12 protein-coding genes and 1 tRNA gene are annotated in these 16,293 nt (G+C 61.9%); 10 read left to right on the forward strand and 3 right to left on the reverse strand.

The features are described 5' to 3' along the window. The first annotated feature begins 57 nt into the window (after positions 1-57). The 4 genes from Q4G32_RS09845 to Q4G32_RS09860 all read left to right on the forward strand — a co-directional run bounded on the left by Q4G32_RS09845 (position 58) and on the right by Q4G32_RS09860 (position 4,659). Positions 58-1,185 (forward strand): TatD family hydrolase, encoded by a 1,128-nt coding sequence (locus Q4G32_RS09845; RefSeq protein ID WP_303351063.1) that lies wholly within the window; start codon positions 58-60, stop codon positions 1,183-1,185. Positions 1,186-1,211: 26 nt separating this feature from the next. After that, positions 1,212-2,165 carry a 16S rRNA (adenine(1518)-N(6)/adenine(1519)-N(6))-dimethyltransferase RsmA gene (gene rsmA, locus Q4G32_RS09850; protein WP_303351065.1) on the forward strand — a complete coding sequence of 318 codons (954 nt, stop codon included), beginning with the start codon at positions 1,212-1,214 and terminating at the stop codon, positions 2,163-2,165. Then, on the forward strand, positions 2,162-3,127 hold the full coding sequence (locus Q4G32_RS09855) for a GHMP family kinase ATP-binding protein (protein ID WP_303351067.1): 966 nt from the start codon (positions 2,162-2,164) through the stop codon (positions 3,125-3,127). The genes rsmA and Q4G32_RS09855 overlap by 4 nt, the downstream gene beginning before the upstream one ends. A gap of 449 nt (positions 3,128-3,576) precedes the next feature. After that, entirely contained in the window at positions 3,577-4,659 is a 1,083-nt protein-coding gene (locus Q4G32_RS09860) for an acyltransferase family protein (protein ID WP_303351069.1), read from the forward strand. A gap of 40 nt (positions 4,660-4,699) precedes the next feature. Here the strand turns inward: Q4G32_RS09860 and qcrB are convergent, their stop codons facing one another. Further along, complete coding sequence (qcrB, locus tag Q4G32_RS09865; protein WP_441327489.1) at positions 4,700-6,367, reverse strand: cytochrome bc1 complex cytochrome b subunit; 1,668 nt, start codon at positions 6,365-6,367, stop codon at positions 4,700-4,702. Positions 6,368-6,486: 119 nt separating this feature from the next. Here qcrB and Q4G32_RS09870 point away from each other — a divergent pair, with 119 nt between their 5' ends. Both Q4G32_RS09870 and Q4G32_RS09875 read left to right on the forward strand, forming a co-directional pair. Continuing rightward, a complete protein-coding gene (locus tag Q4G32_RS09870; protein WP_303351071.1) occupies positions 6,487-7,104 on the forward strand; it encodes a TetR/AcrR family transcriptional regulator in 618 nt (205 codons plus the stop codon). Positions 7,105-7,215: 111 nt separating this feature from the next. Beyond that, positions 7,216-8,796: an HNH endonuclease signature motif containing protein gene (locus Q4G32_RS09875; protein WP_303351073.1), complete on the forward strand. Its 1,581-nt coding sequence runs from the start codon at positions 7,216-7,218 to the stop codon at positions 8,794-8,796. 167 nt (positions 8,797-8,963) lie between these two features. Here Q4G32_RS09875 and Q4G32_RS09880 read toward each other — a convergent pair whose 3' ends face one another. Beyond that, a complete protein-coding gene (locus tag Q4G32_RS09880; RefSeq protein ID WP_303351075.1) occupies positions 8,964-10,283 on the reverse strand; it encodes a phosphotransferase in 1,320 nt (439 codons plus the stop codon). A 93-nt stretch (positions 10,284-10,376) separates the two neighbouring features. Between Q4G32_RS09880 and pdxH the strand changes: the two genes are divergently transcribed. Next, positions 10,377-11,051 (forward strand): pyridoxamine 5'-phosphate oxidase, encoded by a 675-nt coding sequence (gene pdxH / locus Q4G32_RS09885; RefSeq protein ID WP_303351076.1) that lies wholly within the window; start codon positions 10,377-10,379, stop codon positions 11,049-11,051. A gap of 146 nt (positions 11,052-11,197) precedes the next feature. Continuing rightward, positions 11,198-12,658 carry an APC family permease gene (locus Q4G32_RS09890; RefSeq protein WP_303351078.1) on the forward strand — a complete coding sequence of 487 codons (1,461 nt, stop codon included), beginning with the start codon at positions 11,198-11,200 and terminating at the stop codon, positions 12,656-12,658. 128 nt (positions 12,659-12,786) lie between these two features. On the opposite strand, the gene Q4G32_RS09895 is transcribed toward Q4G32_RS09890, so the two are convergent. After that, positions 12,787-14,646, reverse strand: a complete 1,860-nt coding sequence (locus tag Q4G32_RS09895) for an ABC-F family ATP-binding cassette domain-containing protein (protein WP_303351079.1) — start codon at positions 14,644-14,646, stop codon at positions 12,787-12,789. Positions 14,647-14,760: 114 nt separating this feature from the next. Here Q4G32_RS09895 and Q4G32_RS09900 point away from each other — a divergent pair, with 114 nt between their 5' ends. Both Q4G32_RS09900 and Q4G32_RS09905 read left to right on the forward strand, forming a co-directional pair. Then, entirely contained in the window at positions 14,761-15,996 is a 1,236-nt protein-coding gene (locus tag Q4G32_RS09900) for an MFS transporter (protein ID WP_303351080.1), read from the forward strand. Between the two features lie 180 nt (positions 15,997-16,176). Continuing rightward, a tRNA-Gln gene (locus tag Q4G32_RS09905) sits at positions 16,177-16,248 on the forward strand. Positions 16,249-16,293: the final 45 nt, after the last annotated feature.

A 16,293-nucleotide genomic window follows, 5' to 3' on the forward strand; every position in this document is an offset into this window, starting at 1 on the left:
CTTGAACCCCACCTCCACGGCTTGCATTCCCCAAGCCGCTTGACATAGGAGATACTCATGACCGCCCCCAACCCCGATTCTGAACCGCCGAAAACCAGCGCTGAGCTGCTGCAAACCAGCGCTGTATTGCCAAAGACCAGCACCGCCCAGCCGGAATCCAGTCCTGTGCAGCCGCAAACCAGCCCTGCCCAGCCGCAATCCGCCTCGCTGTGGCCAACAAGCACCAGTCGGCCCGTCACGGAACCTGGGACCGTGCCTGCTGCCTACCGGCCGGAGCATCACAGCCTTCCCCAAAACCCCGCCAGCGGCGTCGGTACGGACCGCCGGGACGAAAAAGCGGAATCCGGCCACACCCGGGACCTGCGGTTCCCGGAGGCACCCGAGCCGCTTCCCGTGCCGATTGTGGACAACCACACGCACATGGACACCCAGGACGGCCGAATTCACATCGGCATCACGGACATTTTGGACACCGCCCAGGATCTTGGGGTGCGGGGCGTGCTCCAGGTGGGGTGCGACGTCGAATCATCCCGTTGGGCCGTCCAAGCAGCCCAACAGGACAGCCGGGTCTTGGCGGCGGTTGCTCTGCACCCGAATGAAACCCCCGCGCTGGCAGAGGCCGGCCGTCTGGACGAGGCCATGGCTGAGATTGCCGAACTGGCCACCCACGAGCGCGTCCGTGCAATCGGGGAGACCGGATTGGACTATTTCCGGACCCGCAAGTCCCGCCGTCATCACCAGCACCGGGCATTCCGGGAGCACATCCACCTGGCAAAGTCGTTGGGGCTGGCCATGCAGATCCACGATCGGGATGCGCACCAGGACATTGTGCAGATCTTGCGGGAGGAGGGGGCGCCCGAGCGCACGGTCTTCCACTGTTTTTCCGGGGACGCGGAGCTTGCCCGGATCTGCAATGAGAACGGCTGGTACATGTCCTTTTCCGGGACGGTGACGTTCAAGAACTCCACGGATTTGCAGGAAGCGCTGACGGTGGCCCGCCCAGAACTGATCCTGGTGGAAACAGACGCACCGTTCTTGACCCCTCACCCGTACCGCGGACGGCCCAACGCGCCCTACATGGTGGTGCAAACGGCGCGTTGGATGGCCCAGCACAAAGGTATGGACCTGGCGGAGTTCTGTTCGCGGGTGGACACCACGGTGCGGGAAGTTTACGGCGAGCACTGAGGCGGGCTCGCCCGTATCATGGAGACGTGACTGATTCCCCCCGTACTACCACCGCACCCTTGCTGGGGCCCGCTGAAATCCGGGAGTTGGCGCACACCCTGGGAATCCGTCCCACCAAGACCTTGGGTCAGAACTTTGTGATTGATCCCAACACCATCCGCCGCATCGTGGCCGCAGCAGAGCTGAAAACAGGTGCGGAAACAGTGTTGGAAGTTGGTCCGGGGCTCGGCTCCTTGACGCTGGGATTGCTGGATGTGGCCCACGACGTGGTGGCGGTGGAAATTGACCCGCCGTTGGCGCAGCAATTACCGCACACCGTGGCCAGGTTCCGACCTGAGCGGGTGGGGGCGATCGACGTCGTTGAAGCGGATGCCATGACGGTTACGCATCTGCCGCGGGAACCGGAAGCCCTGGTGGCCAATCTGCCCTACAACGTGGCCGTTCCCGTGCTGCTGCACTTGATGGGTACCTTTCCCACCCTTCGCCACGGACTGGTGATGGTGCAGGACGAGGTGGCCGACCGTCTGGCCGCCAAGCCCGGTTCCAAGGTGTACGGGGTGCCTTCCGTGAAAGCCTCCTGGTTTGCGGAGGTGACCAAGGCCGGGGTGATCGGCACGCAGGTTTTTTGGCCGCCACCGCGGATCAGCTCCGGACTGGTCCGGCTGCGGCGCCGTGACCAGCCCGTGGCTTTCATCGGGGCCGGGGCAGCCCAAGGGCTGACCGATCAGGCAGCCGCCACGGCAGACCGGGACGCTGTGTTCACCGTGGTGGATGCGGCCTTTGCCCAGCGCCGCAAGACACTACGGGCAGCTCTCAGCGATTGGGCCGGCTCCGGTGCCGTGGCTCAAGAAATTCTGACGGAAGCAGGTGTTGATCCTGCCGAACGCGGTGAGAAGCTGGACGTCCACCAGTTTGCGGCCATTGCGGCGGCCGGGGTCAAACACCACATTTACCCCCTGGAAGGGCAGTACCGAGCGTGAGCATTACCACCGTCCGGATCGAAGCTCCGGGCAAGGTCAATCTGTATTTTGCGGTGGGGCCGGTGCGCTCCGATGGTTACCATGACGTGGCCAGCCTGTACGTGGCCACGGACGTCTATGAATCAGTGACGGCCACCTTTGCCCCCGATCTTCCGGAGGGACGCATTGAGTGCAGCGTTGAGGTGGTTCCCGAATCCCTGGTGGATCAGCAGCAACAGCGTGGCAGCTTCAACCTCCAGCAGATTCCCCTGGATGCCTCCAACCTGGCTGTGCGCGCCGCCCGAGCCATTGTGGAAGGGGCCGGTGGCCTGCCCGGTGGCATGCGGCTACACATTCAAAAAGCTGTGCCGGTGGCCGGTGGTATGGGTGGTGGCTCGGCTGATGCTGCCGCGGCTCTTCAAGCCACGGTGGAGCTTGTGTCAGCAGTCACTGGGCGGGAAACGCTGGTGTATGACGCCTTGGAGATTGCCAAAACTTTGGGTGCAGATGTGCCTTTTGCCATGACCGGCGGTGCTGCCATTGGCACCGGCACCGGAGCGGACCTGATTCCCGTGGCTGTGGGGGAGCCGTGGTCTGCGGTTCTCATTGCTGACGACGGCGCCCTGTCAACTCCCGCGGTGTTCTCCCGTTTGGACGACCTCCGCAGCCAAGGGGCCCTACCGGCCCCCGATGAAACCGGCCTGGCTGTTCCGGATCAACTCCTGGATGCCCTGGCGGGACAGCCTGTCACTTTGGATCAGGTGTTCGGGTGTCTGCGCAATGACCTCCAAGCAGCCGCGGTGGATCTGGCACCACACTTGGGGCCACGGCTCCAGGAGCTTCGCATGGCCGGGGCAGTTCCCATGGTCTCCGGTTCCGGTCCCACCATGATTGCCCTGACGGTGGATCAGGCAGCGGCCCGCCAATTGGCGGAGCAATTGCGCGGTGTGGGGGCTCACGCCGTGGCCACATCATTGGGCTGAAAGGCCGCTTCTGCTGTGCCGGTTCCCTGGCGGTGCGCTGTCTGTAGTGCCGGTCAGGGAGGGTACGCTGTCCGCCGGATGGGCGACGTCGTTGCCGGTCAGCGGGCGGTACACGCCGGAATGGCGTGGGAAAAGTCATAGCGGTTCAACCTCGCCTCTGCCTGGAACAGGGGCTACGTTGTTAACGGCTCCGCCGGTCACCGGGGGTGTTTGCGCAGTTGCTGCCGCGACCGGAGTTCAACGCAGGAGCCAGATGTCCGCTGTTGGGGGCGGCGTCGTGATGAAAAACCAGCCCGTTGTGCGCTGCCCTGTGCCGCCATCGGCTCGGTGTGGGGTGCGGCCGTTGGGATCGGACGCCTCTTGGAGGACGCGCCGAGCACTCACTCACCAGAGGCCGAAGGCGAACCAGGCGCGCGGGCGAACTATGGGGGACCGAGGGGGAACTGACTGTGACTCAGGAACGTGGTGGCGCCGTGGGCGCGTCCAAACCCACGCGTGAGCAGTGGATGGACACCGTGAAAGGTGTGGCCATCACCCTGGTGGTTTTTGGACACAGCATCAAGATCCTGGGTTCTCAGGGCTGGGAAGTTGCCAATGTGTGGCAGCAGCTCAACATTGTCATTGGTGAATGGCGTATGCCCGTGTTCATGCTGGTGGCGGGATTTTTTGTGACCCGTTCCATGACAAAGTACGGCATCCGGTTCTGGCGGCTGCGGCCCGTGAACATGCTGTGGTTGTTCGTGTTCTGGACCGGTGTGTACTGGCTGGCCTACCCGCTGATCGGTGCGGTGGATCGCAATCGCAGTGCAGCCAGCAGTTTTGAGGAAATCGTGTGGCACACGGTGACCTTCCACTCTTATTTGTGGTTCCTGTTGGCGCTGGCCCTGTACTACGCCGCTCAGGGTCTACTGGGGGTGACTCCCAAAATGTGGGCCGTGGCGCTGGCGGGGCTGCTGTTCCTGATTTTTGTGCCGGGCATTGTGGAGGATTACAGCTGGGGCACCAATGAACTGTTCACCAACTGGGTGTTCTTCCTGGTGGGTGCATGGTGGTCACAGAGCATCAGGGAGTGGGTGGCCGGTGTGTCCACCCGGCAGGGTGTGCTGTGGTGTGTGGGCTTTGTGGTGGCCATCTTGCTGTGGATGCCCACCCGGGACATCCCCGTTCTGGAGAACTTTGGTGGTGCTTTGCCGCCGCTGCTGGCCATCCCAGCAGGTCTGTTCCTGCTGTCTCGCCTGGACGGCAAGCCCGGTATGCGATGGGCCCGATCAGTTGGTCCCCGCAGCTTGGCGGTTTATGTCATCCACCCCATTCTGATGCAACTGGTGGTGGCGGCCCTGACCTGGGTGATTCTTGACCCGTCCGTGAGTCCGGTGGCGCAAGCGGTTTATTGGGCGGGGCCGCCTGTTTTCACCGTGGTGGCTGTGCTGCTGTGCTTGGCCATCCAACGCGCCACGGCACGGGTTCCCTACCTGTGGGGGCTGCCCGCACCAAGCTCGCCAGCACCGGGGAGCCGCGGGCGCCATGTGTGATGCGCGGTGGCTACACCACGTCCGCTTGTCTGGGCGGCAATCATTGTGAGTCACGGGGGTGACGTGCAAGGTGCGGTAGATCGTGGGTGTGTTGGTGGTGTGCTGCTTCCAGTTCAGCGGGGGTCACGGGCGCCACGCGGTCTTCAAAGAAGAACCGGGAGAGGCGTCCACGTAGTTTCTCCGGGCCGCTGACCTTGCCCTTGGCGTTTTCCTGGGCGGGGTGAACGCGCCGGTCCTCGAAAGCCACCAGGCTGTAGCGCCGGTACTCGTCCAGGGGCTCGTGCACCTCGATGAACTCACCGTGGGGTAGTTGCTGCACGCGACCGGTTTCACGGCCGTGGAGCACGATCTCGCGGTCTTTGCGTTGCAGGGCCAAGCAGATACGCCGGGTGATGATGAACGCGATGATCGGGCCGAAGAAGAACAGGAACCGCAGCAGGTAGATGACATCGTTGACCGCCACGTGGAAATGCGTGGCAATCAAGTCACCGGTGGCTGCGATCATCAACACGCCGTAGTACACCATGGCGGCCACACCCAAACCGGTGCGGGTGGGGGCGTTGCGGGGACGGTCCAGGATGTTGTGCACCCGGTTGTCCTTGGTCACCCACCGCTCAACCCACGGCCACAGGAAGAGTCCAAGAATCATCAGGGTGAGTCCCACCATGGGAATGAGCAGACTCAGAGGAAGGCTCATGTTCCAAAGGCCCACTTCCCATCGGAACGGGGTGTTTCCGGGCATGAGTCGTAACGCACCATCGGCGAAACCGATGTACCAGTCGGGTTGGGAGCCGGCTTGGACGGGGGAGGGATCGTAGGGGCCGTAGTTCCAGATCGCGTTGATCTGCACGATCGAGGCGATGGCGGCCAGGACACCGAAGACGATGAAGAAGAACCCACCGGCCTTGGCCGCATACACCGGGCCCACGGGGAATCCGACCACGTTGTTCTCGGTTCGACCGGGGCCTGGGAACTGGGTGTGTTTGTGCACCACCACCATGAACAGGTGCACCACGATCAACGCCAGGATGATCACCGGCACAATGAACACATGCACGATGTAGAGCCTTCCAATAATGTCCTGACCGGGGAATTCGCCCCCAAATAGCAACATGGAGATGTAGGCACCAACCAGCGGGATGGACTTGGCCATGCCGTCGGCAATGCGTAGGCCGTTGCCGGAGAGGACGTCGTCGGGTAGGGAGTAGCCGGAGAACCCTGCGACCAGGGCCATGACGAACAGCAGGCAGCCGACCACCCAGTTGAGTTCACGGGGGCGGCGGAAAGCGCCGGTGAAGAAGATCCGGGCCATGTGGACCATGATCGCCACGGAGAACAGCAGGGCTGCCCAGTGGTGGAGTTGGCGTAGGAACAATCCGCCGCGGATGTCGAAGGAGATGTGCAGGGTGGAGGCGTAGGCGGCTGACATTTCCACGCCTTGCATGGGGACGTAGTTGCCGGTGTATTCGGTGGTGGCCATGGTGGGGTCGAACCAGAAGGCCAGGAAGGTGCCGGAGAGCAGCAGGATGATGAAGCAGTAGAGAGCGACTTCACCGAACATGAATGACCAGTGGTCGGGGAAGATCTTGCGGCCGAACTCTTTGATCATGGGGGACAAGCCCACGCGGGTGTCCACGAAGTTGGCGATCTTACCCACATTGGTGTCGGCCTGATACTCAGCGGACGCGCCGCGCTTTCTGTCTGCCACAGGGACTCCTAGAGTTGATGGCGGATACCGGGCAGTTGAAGGGCCTGACCGCTACCGCAGCAAAGTGCAATAAGTATTGCACTTTAGTACAATCGAGAGTGTAAATTGAGGATGTCACCATGGGCAAGCGCGACGATCTGATTCGAGGGGCGCTGGCGGCTTTCGCTCGTGATGGGTACGCGCGTGCACGGATCACAGACATCGCTTTGGAGGCCAACGTCTCCACCAGGACCATCTACAACCAGTTCACAGACAAGCCAGGGCTCTTTGGGGCTGTGGTGGAGCATGTGGCTGACGAATTCGTGTCGCAACGATTGCGCACCATCGAGGACGAGTTGGGTGCTGCTGGTCCGGTGGAGGACGTCATGGTGCGCTTTGCGGTTCGGTGGCTGGAGCAATCCAGCCAGTTGTCGATCTATCTGCAGTTGGCTCGCAGGATCGAGCTGGAGCGAGCAGAGATTCCGCAGGCCATTCTTGATCGTGGACTGGAGGCGGGACCGGCTCGGGTGCAGAGGGCCGTTCAACTCCGAATGGAGAGCTTTATGCACGCGGGTCAACTGCGTCAGGGTGACCCCCACGTGGCAGCCCTACATTTGCTGCAACTGATTGAAGGCGTACCGGAAATTAGGGGTTACTACTCTGCCTCGCCGCTGAGCGATACAGAGTTGGCGGGCATTGCCAAGCAGTCCGTGCGGGCATTTTTGTACGGTCACGCGGCTGGGTCCATTGCGGAATAGCTCACTGATCCAACGGTATTTGGATAACTTTTGAGTCTCTTTGCTGCATGATGCGGTGATCTCATACCGTTTGGTGCTTGTGTTGTCTGACCCCTGGGGGAGTATGGGTTCATGGGACGGCAGAGCAACACCACCGTGGATGACAACTCCGGACGGCACCGTGCCGCCGCGTTGCTTGCAGACGCGGTGCAGGCGGATCATGCTGAGGCCGCCGCTCGCGGCCGGAAGTTGGCTGCCGTCTGGGAGCTCTTTGCACACACTTTGACCGTGGCCAGGCAGCGGAATCAGGACCTGGCGGAGCGTGGAGTCTCGGGGCCGCTGCGTGATGCGGAAGTGCAGAACCAAGTCTTTGAGGACATCGTCAGTGAAGTGGAGGTCGCACTTCTGATATCCCGGGGTGTGGCGCGCGGCCTGGTTGAGGACGCCGTGGTGCTTGGCGAACATCTTCCAGAGGTGTTGTTTGCACTGACCGGCGGGCGTTTGCCCTGGGCCAAAGCTGCGGTCATGATCAAGCACTGGTCCATGGTCAGCTGTGACCCCAAGGCAACAATCCCGGCCATTGCCGTGGAGTCGAACCCTGATGATCTGGATGACCCCAGCGTGCTCGGCAAGGCATTGGTGCAAGACCTCCTGGAGAACGCGGATCAACACAGTGCTCGTCAGCTGGATGCCTACGCACGCCGCCGTCGCCAGGAGTTGGGAGTGGTGGTGGCAGAACGCGCTCACCGGCTGGCTCAGCGCGACCGCCGGGTGTGGGTGGAGCCGCTTGAGGACGGTATGGCACAGCTGTGTGCAGTGCTTGAGGCGCAGCGGGCCCTGGCCATCGCCGACCGCGTGGATGCCATGGCTCGCCATCAAGCCAAGGATGCCCGTTCGATCGGTGAGCGTAGGGCGGATGTCTTGGCGGATCTGTTGTTGGATGCTGAGATCCCCAGCGATTCCCGATTGCCGCGCGGGGTACGCGGGCGAGTCTCGGTGGTGGTGGGAGTAGAACACCTGCTGGCGGCAGACAGCCATTCCAGTGTCCCGGGAGTACCTGAGGTGATCCCTGTGGGCAGTGAACTCAGCGACTCCGCTCCTGTCGATCTTGGGCGCAAGGCTGCCACGTATGAGGGGAACCCTGTAGGCAGTGAACAAAGCGACCGTGGTGTCACTGAACCGACCTCCGCTGATTCCGGGGTGGTGGCGCCAAGAGTCGAGCACAGCCAGACTCTCCGGGGCTCTGGCGCGGTACCCGTCACGGGCTGTGCGCCGCGGCTGATCGGATACGGACCCATCACCGCACACGCCGCGGTGCAGGTAGCTGCCAACAGTTCGTCGTGGCGTCGCCTGCTCACCAACCCCGGCACCGCGGTGCCCGCCCAGTACGGTCGAGAAACCTACGCCGTACCGGCTGGACTGCGCGCCATGTTGGAAATCCGTGACGAAACCTGCCGATTCTCCGGATGCCTCCGCCCGGCAAGCCAGTCAGACATTGACCACACCGTGCCTTTTGATGCCGGCGGGGCCACCGATGCCAACAACTTGGCGCACCTGTGCCGGACACACCACCGGATCAAACATCGGGTGGGAACCTATGGCCGTTGGATTGTTGAGGCCGATCATCAGAACCCACCTACGGGTCGTCTGAAATTCCAGAGCCCATTGGGCACGGTTCGGGTCACAGAATCATCCCTGCCACCCCCGTTTTGACCTGGTCACCGTGGATTTGACCCTGCCGCCTCCGATTTGACCCGGTCACGGCGGTTATGACTCTGCCGCCACCGTTCGGCCTAGTCACCGTGGTTAGGACTCTGCCGCTCCCGATTTGACCTAGGCCAAGCTGCTGGCGTGACCCTGTTCAATTCACACAAACCGATTCACAAGGACGGCCCCCGGCCCTGCAAGATCGTCTCGGCCAGTTCCAGACATTGACGTGCTGCGCGTTGACCACCTCGGCGTGCTGTCACGGCGATCAAGGAGAGCAACACACCGGCGGTGCGAGCTCGCAACTCGGTCGGTTCCACCAGTTCCTCGAAAACTTCGGTGTGGATTCGGGCCGTGTTCAGATCAGTCGGTGACCATCGGCCTGCGGTCAGTGCCCACAGGTGTGCCAGGTAGCAGGCAAGATCGTCACTGAGTTGACCCGGTCCCACATTGTCCAGGTCCAGAAGCCCAGTGATTGGCCCCAGTGCCGGATCCACCGGATGCGGCCCCAAAATCACATTGCCCGGGTGGAAATCACCGTGCGTGGGAACCAACTCAATGTCCCCACTTGAACCACATACCGCGTGCACTTTTTGTGCCAGAGACTGCACCCGGCCTCGTTCATTCGGTAGCGCGTTACAGGCGGAGCGCGCATGGTCCAAGACCCGGTCACTCCACGAAAGGCGTACGGGCAAAGTCATCACTTGGGCCGGGAATCGGTCAAGCAGAGCAACCAGATGCTCAGGGTCCGGGAAACGGCCGACTCCCGTGGTGAAGACCTGGGCTGCGGTGGGACCTTTCACATGAGCCAGAGCTACCGCACCGTCACCTGTTGCGGACAGAACGTGCGGCACCGGGACATGTGCTGCGGCCAAGATGTTGTGCCTGCTCACCAGATCGGTTTCCCGCTGTGGGCGTACCACTTTGATGTAGGCGATGGGTCGATCGTCGTCGTGGTGGGGTTGGTGAGTTTGGTGGGTGCTGGGCAGAGGCGGGGCGCTGAGATCCGTGAGCACCCGAAAAACCGCCCGACGTGTGGGCCGATATCCCACGGGCACGCTGCGCAGCGGGGTGTTGCCCACCAGCTGTGGAACGGGCGCGGCCGCGGCGCGCAGACCGGGCAGCCACGGGTCCTGGGGCCACAACCAGGCTGCGAACGGTACCCCTTCCCACTGGATGGAACTCACCTGAGCGTCGGGAGGCATGGCGGCGGTGGACAGGCACACCATGACCTCACCAGGGTGCAAACCACGGTGCGGGGCCAACTCGGACGGGCGACGGTCAACGGTCACCGCAAAACTCCCCGTCACACCAGCCCCGGGGCGGTGATTGAGTTGAACCAGACGCCAAGAGCCGGGCCGCAGGGAAGAACCGGTGGCGCCTGGCAAATGCAACTGCGCAGCGCGGGCAACCGTTGCCAGCGCATGTTCAGCACCTGCGCCGGAGAGCAACTGCACCGCTTGGGCTTCCGCCTGCTCGGACTGGGGCGACATGCTCACATCATGGCACCCCACCCCGCTTCCCGGACGCACAATGATCTTGGGGCGCCCACTCCGGTGCCACCGCAACCAAGACATGGAGTGACCATGCACAGCGATGACTACCAGCGCATTGTCTACACCGGCACCGGGCTGGAGACGGCAGGCACCGGGGCGGATGGCTCCACACCCCTGACGCTCCTGGATCAGTGGTGGTCAGCTGCTGTGGCGGATCCTCGCGTGACGGAACCGGCTGCGGCCACACTGGCCACCTTTGACGTCGAACGTGGCCTGCCGGACAGCCGTGTGCTGCTCATCAAGGACTTCGACGCGGAAGGACTGCGTTTTTTCACCAACCGAGCCTCGGCCAAAGGCCGCCAGATGACGGCGACACCAGCCGCATCCATCACCATGCTCTGGCACCCCATGTTTCGCCAGATCAGATTCCGCGGCCCGGTGGAACAAACCACGGCAGAAGAAGACCTGGCCTACTGGCGAACACGACCCCGTGAATCTCAGATCGGGTCTTACTCATCCGCACAGTCCCATGTGGTGGATTCGCGCGAGCAGATCACCCGGCATTTTGAGGAAGTGGAACGTGCCTACCGTGATGTGGACGTGCCGCTGCCTGCAACCTGGGGCGGTTACCGCTTGCGACCCGTTGAGATCGAATTCTGGGTGGGAATGCCGGCCCGTCTTCATGATCGTGTGTTGTGGCGTGCCCAGAGGCCCCAACGCATGGACTCAAACCAGGGATGGAGCGTTCAGAGACTCCAGCCGTGAGCTGCAACCGGGCGGGCAGTGTCTTTTCACTGAAATATTTTAAGGGCCTGCCACTCAATGCCTTGTCTGAAACAGCCCGGGAGTAGTCTGCGGGAACTCTCCGGCGCACCGGCTCATCCCGGGCTCGTTCAGAAAGGGGTTGGCTCATGGCCAAGCTCGACACCACGGCCGTAGCCACCATCGAAGGTGGACACGAAGGTGGCGACCTCAAACGCGTGATCGGTCCCAAACTGTTGTTGCTGCTGATCATGGGCGACATCATTGGCGCAGGCATCTTTGCCATCACCGGACGCGTGGCGGGACAGGTGGGCGGGGTGGCGTGGTTGCCGTTCCTCCTGGCATTCGTGATCGCCACCCTCACGGCGTTCTCCTACCTGGAATTGGTGACCAAGTACCCGTTTGCCGCAGGTGCAGCCCTGTACGCACACAAAGCATTCGGAATTCACTTTGTCACGTTCATTGTGGCGTTCACCGTGGCCTGTTCAGGTATCACCAGTGCAGCCACCTCATCAACCCTGGTGGGTAAGAACCTTCTGATCGGCATAGGCCAGTACTGGGAGGGCGTTCCCTCAGGACCCAATGCCTCCATGTTCGCAGCCATGGTGATCGTGGTGATCCTTGCGCTGATCAATCTGCGTGGGGTGGGGGAGAGCGTCAAATTCAACGTGGTTCTAACAGTCGTCACGCTGGCTGTCATGGCGGTGATCATCGCCATTGGCGCCATTGCCATCGCCAATGGTCAAGGGGATGCCGGACGCCTGGTGGTATTTGAAACTCCGCAGGACCGCAGCATCTTCACAGCCGTCACCATGGCAACCGCCATCGCTTTTTTCGCCATGGTCGGTTTTGAAGACTCCGTGAATCTGGTGGAGGAGACCAAGAACCCGCAAAAGATCTTCCCCAAGATCATGCTGACCGGCTTGGGACTGTGCGCCATCATCTACATGCTGGTGGCGGCAACCGTGATCATGGTGGTACCTGCTGGAGACATCGCCAATCCCAAGAACCCGGATGCCGGCATCCTGCTGGACGTGGTGCGTATTGGTGCCCCCGGTATTCCGGTGGATGCGATCTTCCCATTCCTGACCGTATTTGCGGTTGTCAACACCGCACTGATCAATATGCTGATGGCAAGTCGCCTGCTGTACGGGATGGCCAAACAGGGTGTGCTGCCCAAAGCACTGGGTCACGTCCTGCCCAAGCGGCGCTCCCCGTGGGTGGCCATCGTGTTCAGCACCTTGCTGGCACTGGCTTTGATTGCCTACGTCAACCAGAACTCTGACAGTGGGATCGTGGCGGCGTTGGGCAGTACCACCGCGTTGCTGTTGCTGTGCGTTTTCGCAGTGGTCAACGTGGCGGTCTTGATCCTGCGGCGTGACCCCACACCGGAGGATGGCTTCCGCACCCCCACGATTCTGCCGATCCTGGGTGCTCTGTTCTCCCTGTTCCTGGTGGGCCCGTGGGCACGGTCCAGGGCGGAGTGGTTGCAGTACGAGATCGCTGGTGCCCTGCTGGCCATCGGCATCCTGCTGTGGGTCATCGCCTGGGTGGCCAACCTTGTGCGTTCACCGGAGAAGGAAGACGTGGAGGAAATCTCCCGATTCTGAGCCGTCAACCCGGGCTGAATGTGTGATGGCGGCGGGGACCGCAAACGTAACCTTATGGATTTCGGGTGAACCGCAGCATTTGCGGGCCATCAACCCGAAATCCATAAGGTTACGTGCAGGACTGAGCCTCACAACTGTTCGGAGAGCTCCAACCAGCGCTGTTCAAGTTCCTGGTTTTCTGTCTCCAAGTCCTGTAACTGCCCGGTCAAGGTGCCCAGACCCTCAAAATCGGTTTGATCGTGTTGAGCCATTTCCTGATGCTTGGCCTCAATCAAAGTGCTCAATTTCTCCAGGCGGCGCTCAATGGCGGCCACTTCCTTCTGCGCGGCCCGCGCTTGTGCACCAGTCAGCTGAGAATCTTGGGTTTGGCCATCGGCGGATGCTGGCGGGGCGGTGTCCGCTGCCAGTGGGTTGGTGGCGGCAGCCCTGGTGTCAGCTGCGGCAGCCAACTTCAGGTACTCGTCCACTCCGCCGGGTAGATGCTTGAAGGCCCCATTGATCACGGCGTATTGCTGGTCCGTGACGCGTTCCAGCAGGTAGCGGTCGTGGGAGACCACCAGGAGAGTTCCGGGCCAGGTGTCCAACAAATCCTCCATGGCCGCCAACATGTCCGTGTCCAGATCATTGGTGGGCTCGTCCAACACCAGCACATTGGGCTCATCCAGAAGGATCAGCAGCAGCTGCAGGCGGCGTTTTTGACCACCCGAAAGGTCACGAACCGGGGTGGAGAGCTGCGCGCTGGTGAAGCCCAGACGTTCCAACAGCTGGCCAGGGGTCATCTCCTTGCCATCGGCCACGTAAGAGGTCTTCTTGCGCCCGATCACATCCGATACGCGGTCATCGGCAACCTCATCCAGCTCACGCAACTGCTGGGTCAGCACCGCCACCTTCACGGTTTTGCCGCGCACCACTCGGCCTTCGGTCGGTTCCAACTCCCCGGTGACAACGTGCAACAAGGTGGATTTTCCGGCGCCATTGCGGCCCAGGATGCCGGTTCGTTCACCGGGAGCTATCCGCCAGGTGATTTTGCGCAGAACTTCCCGCCGCTGCGTGGAGGCCACGGATTCATCGTCCAACGAGATGCCGTCCGCGACTCCGTCATAGGTCACGCCCACTGCTTCCAGGTCCACCACGCGCTTGCCCAGGCGGGACACAGCCATCCGGGACAGTTCCACCGTGTCACGTGGCGGAGGCACATCTGCAATCAGTTCATTGGCGGCATCAATCCGGAACTTTGGCTTGGACGTCCTGGCCGGAGCTCCACGGCGCAACCAGGCGAGTTCCTTTTTCATGAGGTTCTGCCGTTTGGCTTCTGCCACTGCGGCCTGCCGGTCGCGTTCCACTCGCTGCAACACGTAGGCCGCGTAGCCGCCTTCGAACGGTTCCACCGTGCGGTCATGGACCTCCCACGTTGAGGTGGAAATTTCATCCAGGAACCAGCGATCGTGAGTGACCACCAGCAATCCGCCTTGATTGCGTGACCACCGGTTCTTCAAGTGCTGGGCCAACCAGGCAATGCCTTCCACATCCAAGTGGTTGGTGGGTTCATCCAAAAACAGGACATCCCACTCCTGGGCCAGAAGGCCGGCCAGTGCGGTACGTCGTCGTTGTCCACCGGACAGTTGGCGTACCGGTGTGTGCCAGTCCAGGTCAGCCACCAGGCCACCGATCACGTCACGGACTTTGGCATCCCCGGCCCATTCGTGTTCCTCCCGGTTGCCCACCACTGCGTGACCCACGGTCACATTCGGGTCCAGGACGTCAGCTTGGTCCAACATGCCAATGCGAGTCCCGGAGCGGGACGTGACGCGACCCGAATCCGGTTCCAGGCGTCCGGCCAAAATTTTCATCAAGGTGGACTTGCCATCGCCGTTGCGGCCCACAATCCCTATGCGGTCACCACCATCTACGCCCACGGTCACACCTTCAAGGACCGTGCGGGTGGGGAAAGACAGGGACAGGTTTTCGCCGTTCAACAAATGTGCCACCGCACAAGCCTACGGAATGCACGGGAGACGCGGCGCGGAAACACTTGGCAGAACTATCACCATGCGGAAGGCTCTAGGAGTTTCACCACCGCTCTAGGAATGGAGACAGCCCACTTGAAGTTGTCCACTGCTGCACGCTCCACGCTAATCATGGGGTCCTTGGTGCTGTGCCTGTCCTTGGGGTTGCGCCACGGCTTCGGATTGTTTCTGGGCCCGGTGACGGAGGCCAATGACTGGTCTCGCGGGGTTTTTGCGTTCGCCATTGCCCTGCAAAATCTCATCTGGGGCGTGGCTCAGCCAATAGCCGGGATGCTCAGCGATCGGTTCGGTGCCAAGAAAACCATCCTGGTGGGTGCTGTCCTCTACATCCTGGGACTGGTGGGGATGGCAGTGTCCAAGGACCCGCTGGCATTCACCATGGCGGCGGGGCTGCTGATCGGAGTGGGGCTGGCCGGCACCACAATGCCCGTGGTGTTCGGAGCAATCAGCCGGACCATGCCCGCCCACAAGCGCTCCATGGCTTTCGGGGTGGCCATGTCCGTGGGCTCCCTGGGGCAGTTCGCCATGATGCCCGGTGTTCTGGGGCTGATTGGCGGGGTGGGATGGTCGCAGACCCTGGTGATCATGTCCGCAGCCGCAGCACTCATGGTGCCCCTGGCCTTCGGGATGAACCCCAAGCCCACACTTGGGGAACGAACATCACCAAGCGCGGCCGTAGGGGAGATCACCGGGGCGGTTACCGGCCCCACCGCGGGCCAAGCCTTCCGTCTGGCCTTGCGCACCCGCGACTTCCTCCTGCTCTCCGCTGCGTTTTTTGTCTGTGGTTTCCACGTTGTTTTCATCTCCACCCACCTGCCCGCTTACATCAGCGACAACGGCCTGGACCCCTCCCTGGGCTCAGTGGCGCTGGCATTGATCGGTTTGTTCAACGTGCTGGGCTCCCTGGCAGCTGGCTGGTTGGGCTCCCGTTTACCCAAAAATGCGGTTTTGGCGTGCATATATGGTGCGCGTGTTGTGGCGTTTGCCCTGTTCTTGTGGCTGCCGGTCTCCACTGTCTCCGTACTGGTCTTTGCATCTGTCATGGGCTTGCTGTGGCTTTCAACCGTGCCACTGACCAACGGCATTGTGGCCGTGATGTTCGGTGTCAAGAACCTGGCCATGCTCAGCGGTCTGGTGTTCGTAACCCACCAGGTCGGCTCATTTTTGGGCGGTTGGCTGGGAGGTGCGCTCTATGACGCCACTGGCTCTTACACCGTTGCGTGGTGGTTGGGCATTGTTCTGGGTCTGGTGGCCATGAGCTTGCACCTGATCATCAAGGAGCGTCCCGTGGAGCCCGTCCAGTCCCAGTAGGGGAGCGGTATGCAGACAGTACGACGACGCCTGCGCACCCGGGTCTTCACGAGCCCGAAAGTGGGCCAAACCGGTGGGAACCGAGTGATAGGGTGGCACACCGTGCACTCGCTGCACCGTCACAGGTTCTCTTGCTTGGTCTTGTAAGGACTTACAGGGAAGTGGAACTGATTGTGGCGCTCCGCCTTGGTGTAACGGCAGCACCCCGGCCTTTGGAGCCGTGGAGTCTAGGTTCGAATCCTAGAGGCGGAACAAATCGACATCAGTCGATGCCCTCCACGCACCACCGCAGGTGGA

This window comes from Kocuria sp. (assembly GCF_030538595.1).
In the GTDB taxonomy this organism is placed as follows: domain Bacteria; phylum Actinomycetota; class Actinomycetes; order Actinomycetales; family Micrococcaceae; genus Kocuria.

Coding starts and splice junctions, on each gene's coding strand:
- Q4G32_RS09845 (WP_303351063.1), top strand. CDS start 58: ATGACCGCCCCCAACCCCGATTCTGAACCGCCGAAAACCAGCGCTGAG.
- Q4G32_RS09870 (WP_303351071.1), top strand. CDS start 6,487: ATGGGCAAGCGCGACGATCTGATTCGAGGGGCGCTGGCGGCTTTCGCT.
- Q4G32_RS09875 (WP_303351073.1), top strand. CDS start 7,216: ATGGGACGGCAGAGCAACACCACCGTGGATGACAACTCCGGACGGCAC.
- Q4G32_RS09880 (WP_303351075.1), bottom strand. CDS start 10,283: ATGTCGCCCCAGTCCGAGCAGGCGGAAGCCCAAGCGGTGCAGTTGCTC.
- pdxH (WP_303351076.1), top strand. CDS start 10,377: ATGCACAGCGATGACTACCAGCGCATTGTCTACACCGGCACCGGGCTG.
- Q4G32_RS09890 (WP_303351078.1), top strand. CDS start 11,198: ATGGCCAAGCTCGACACCACGGCCGTAGCCACCATCGAAGGTGGACAC.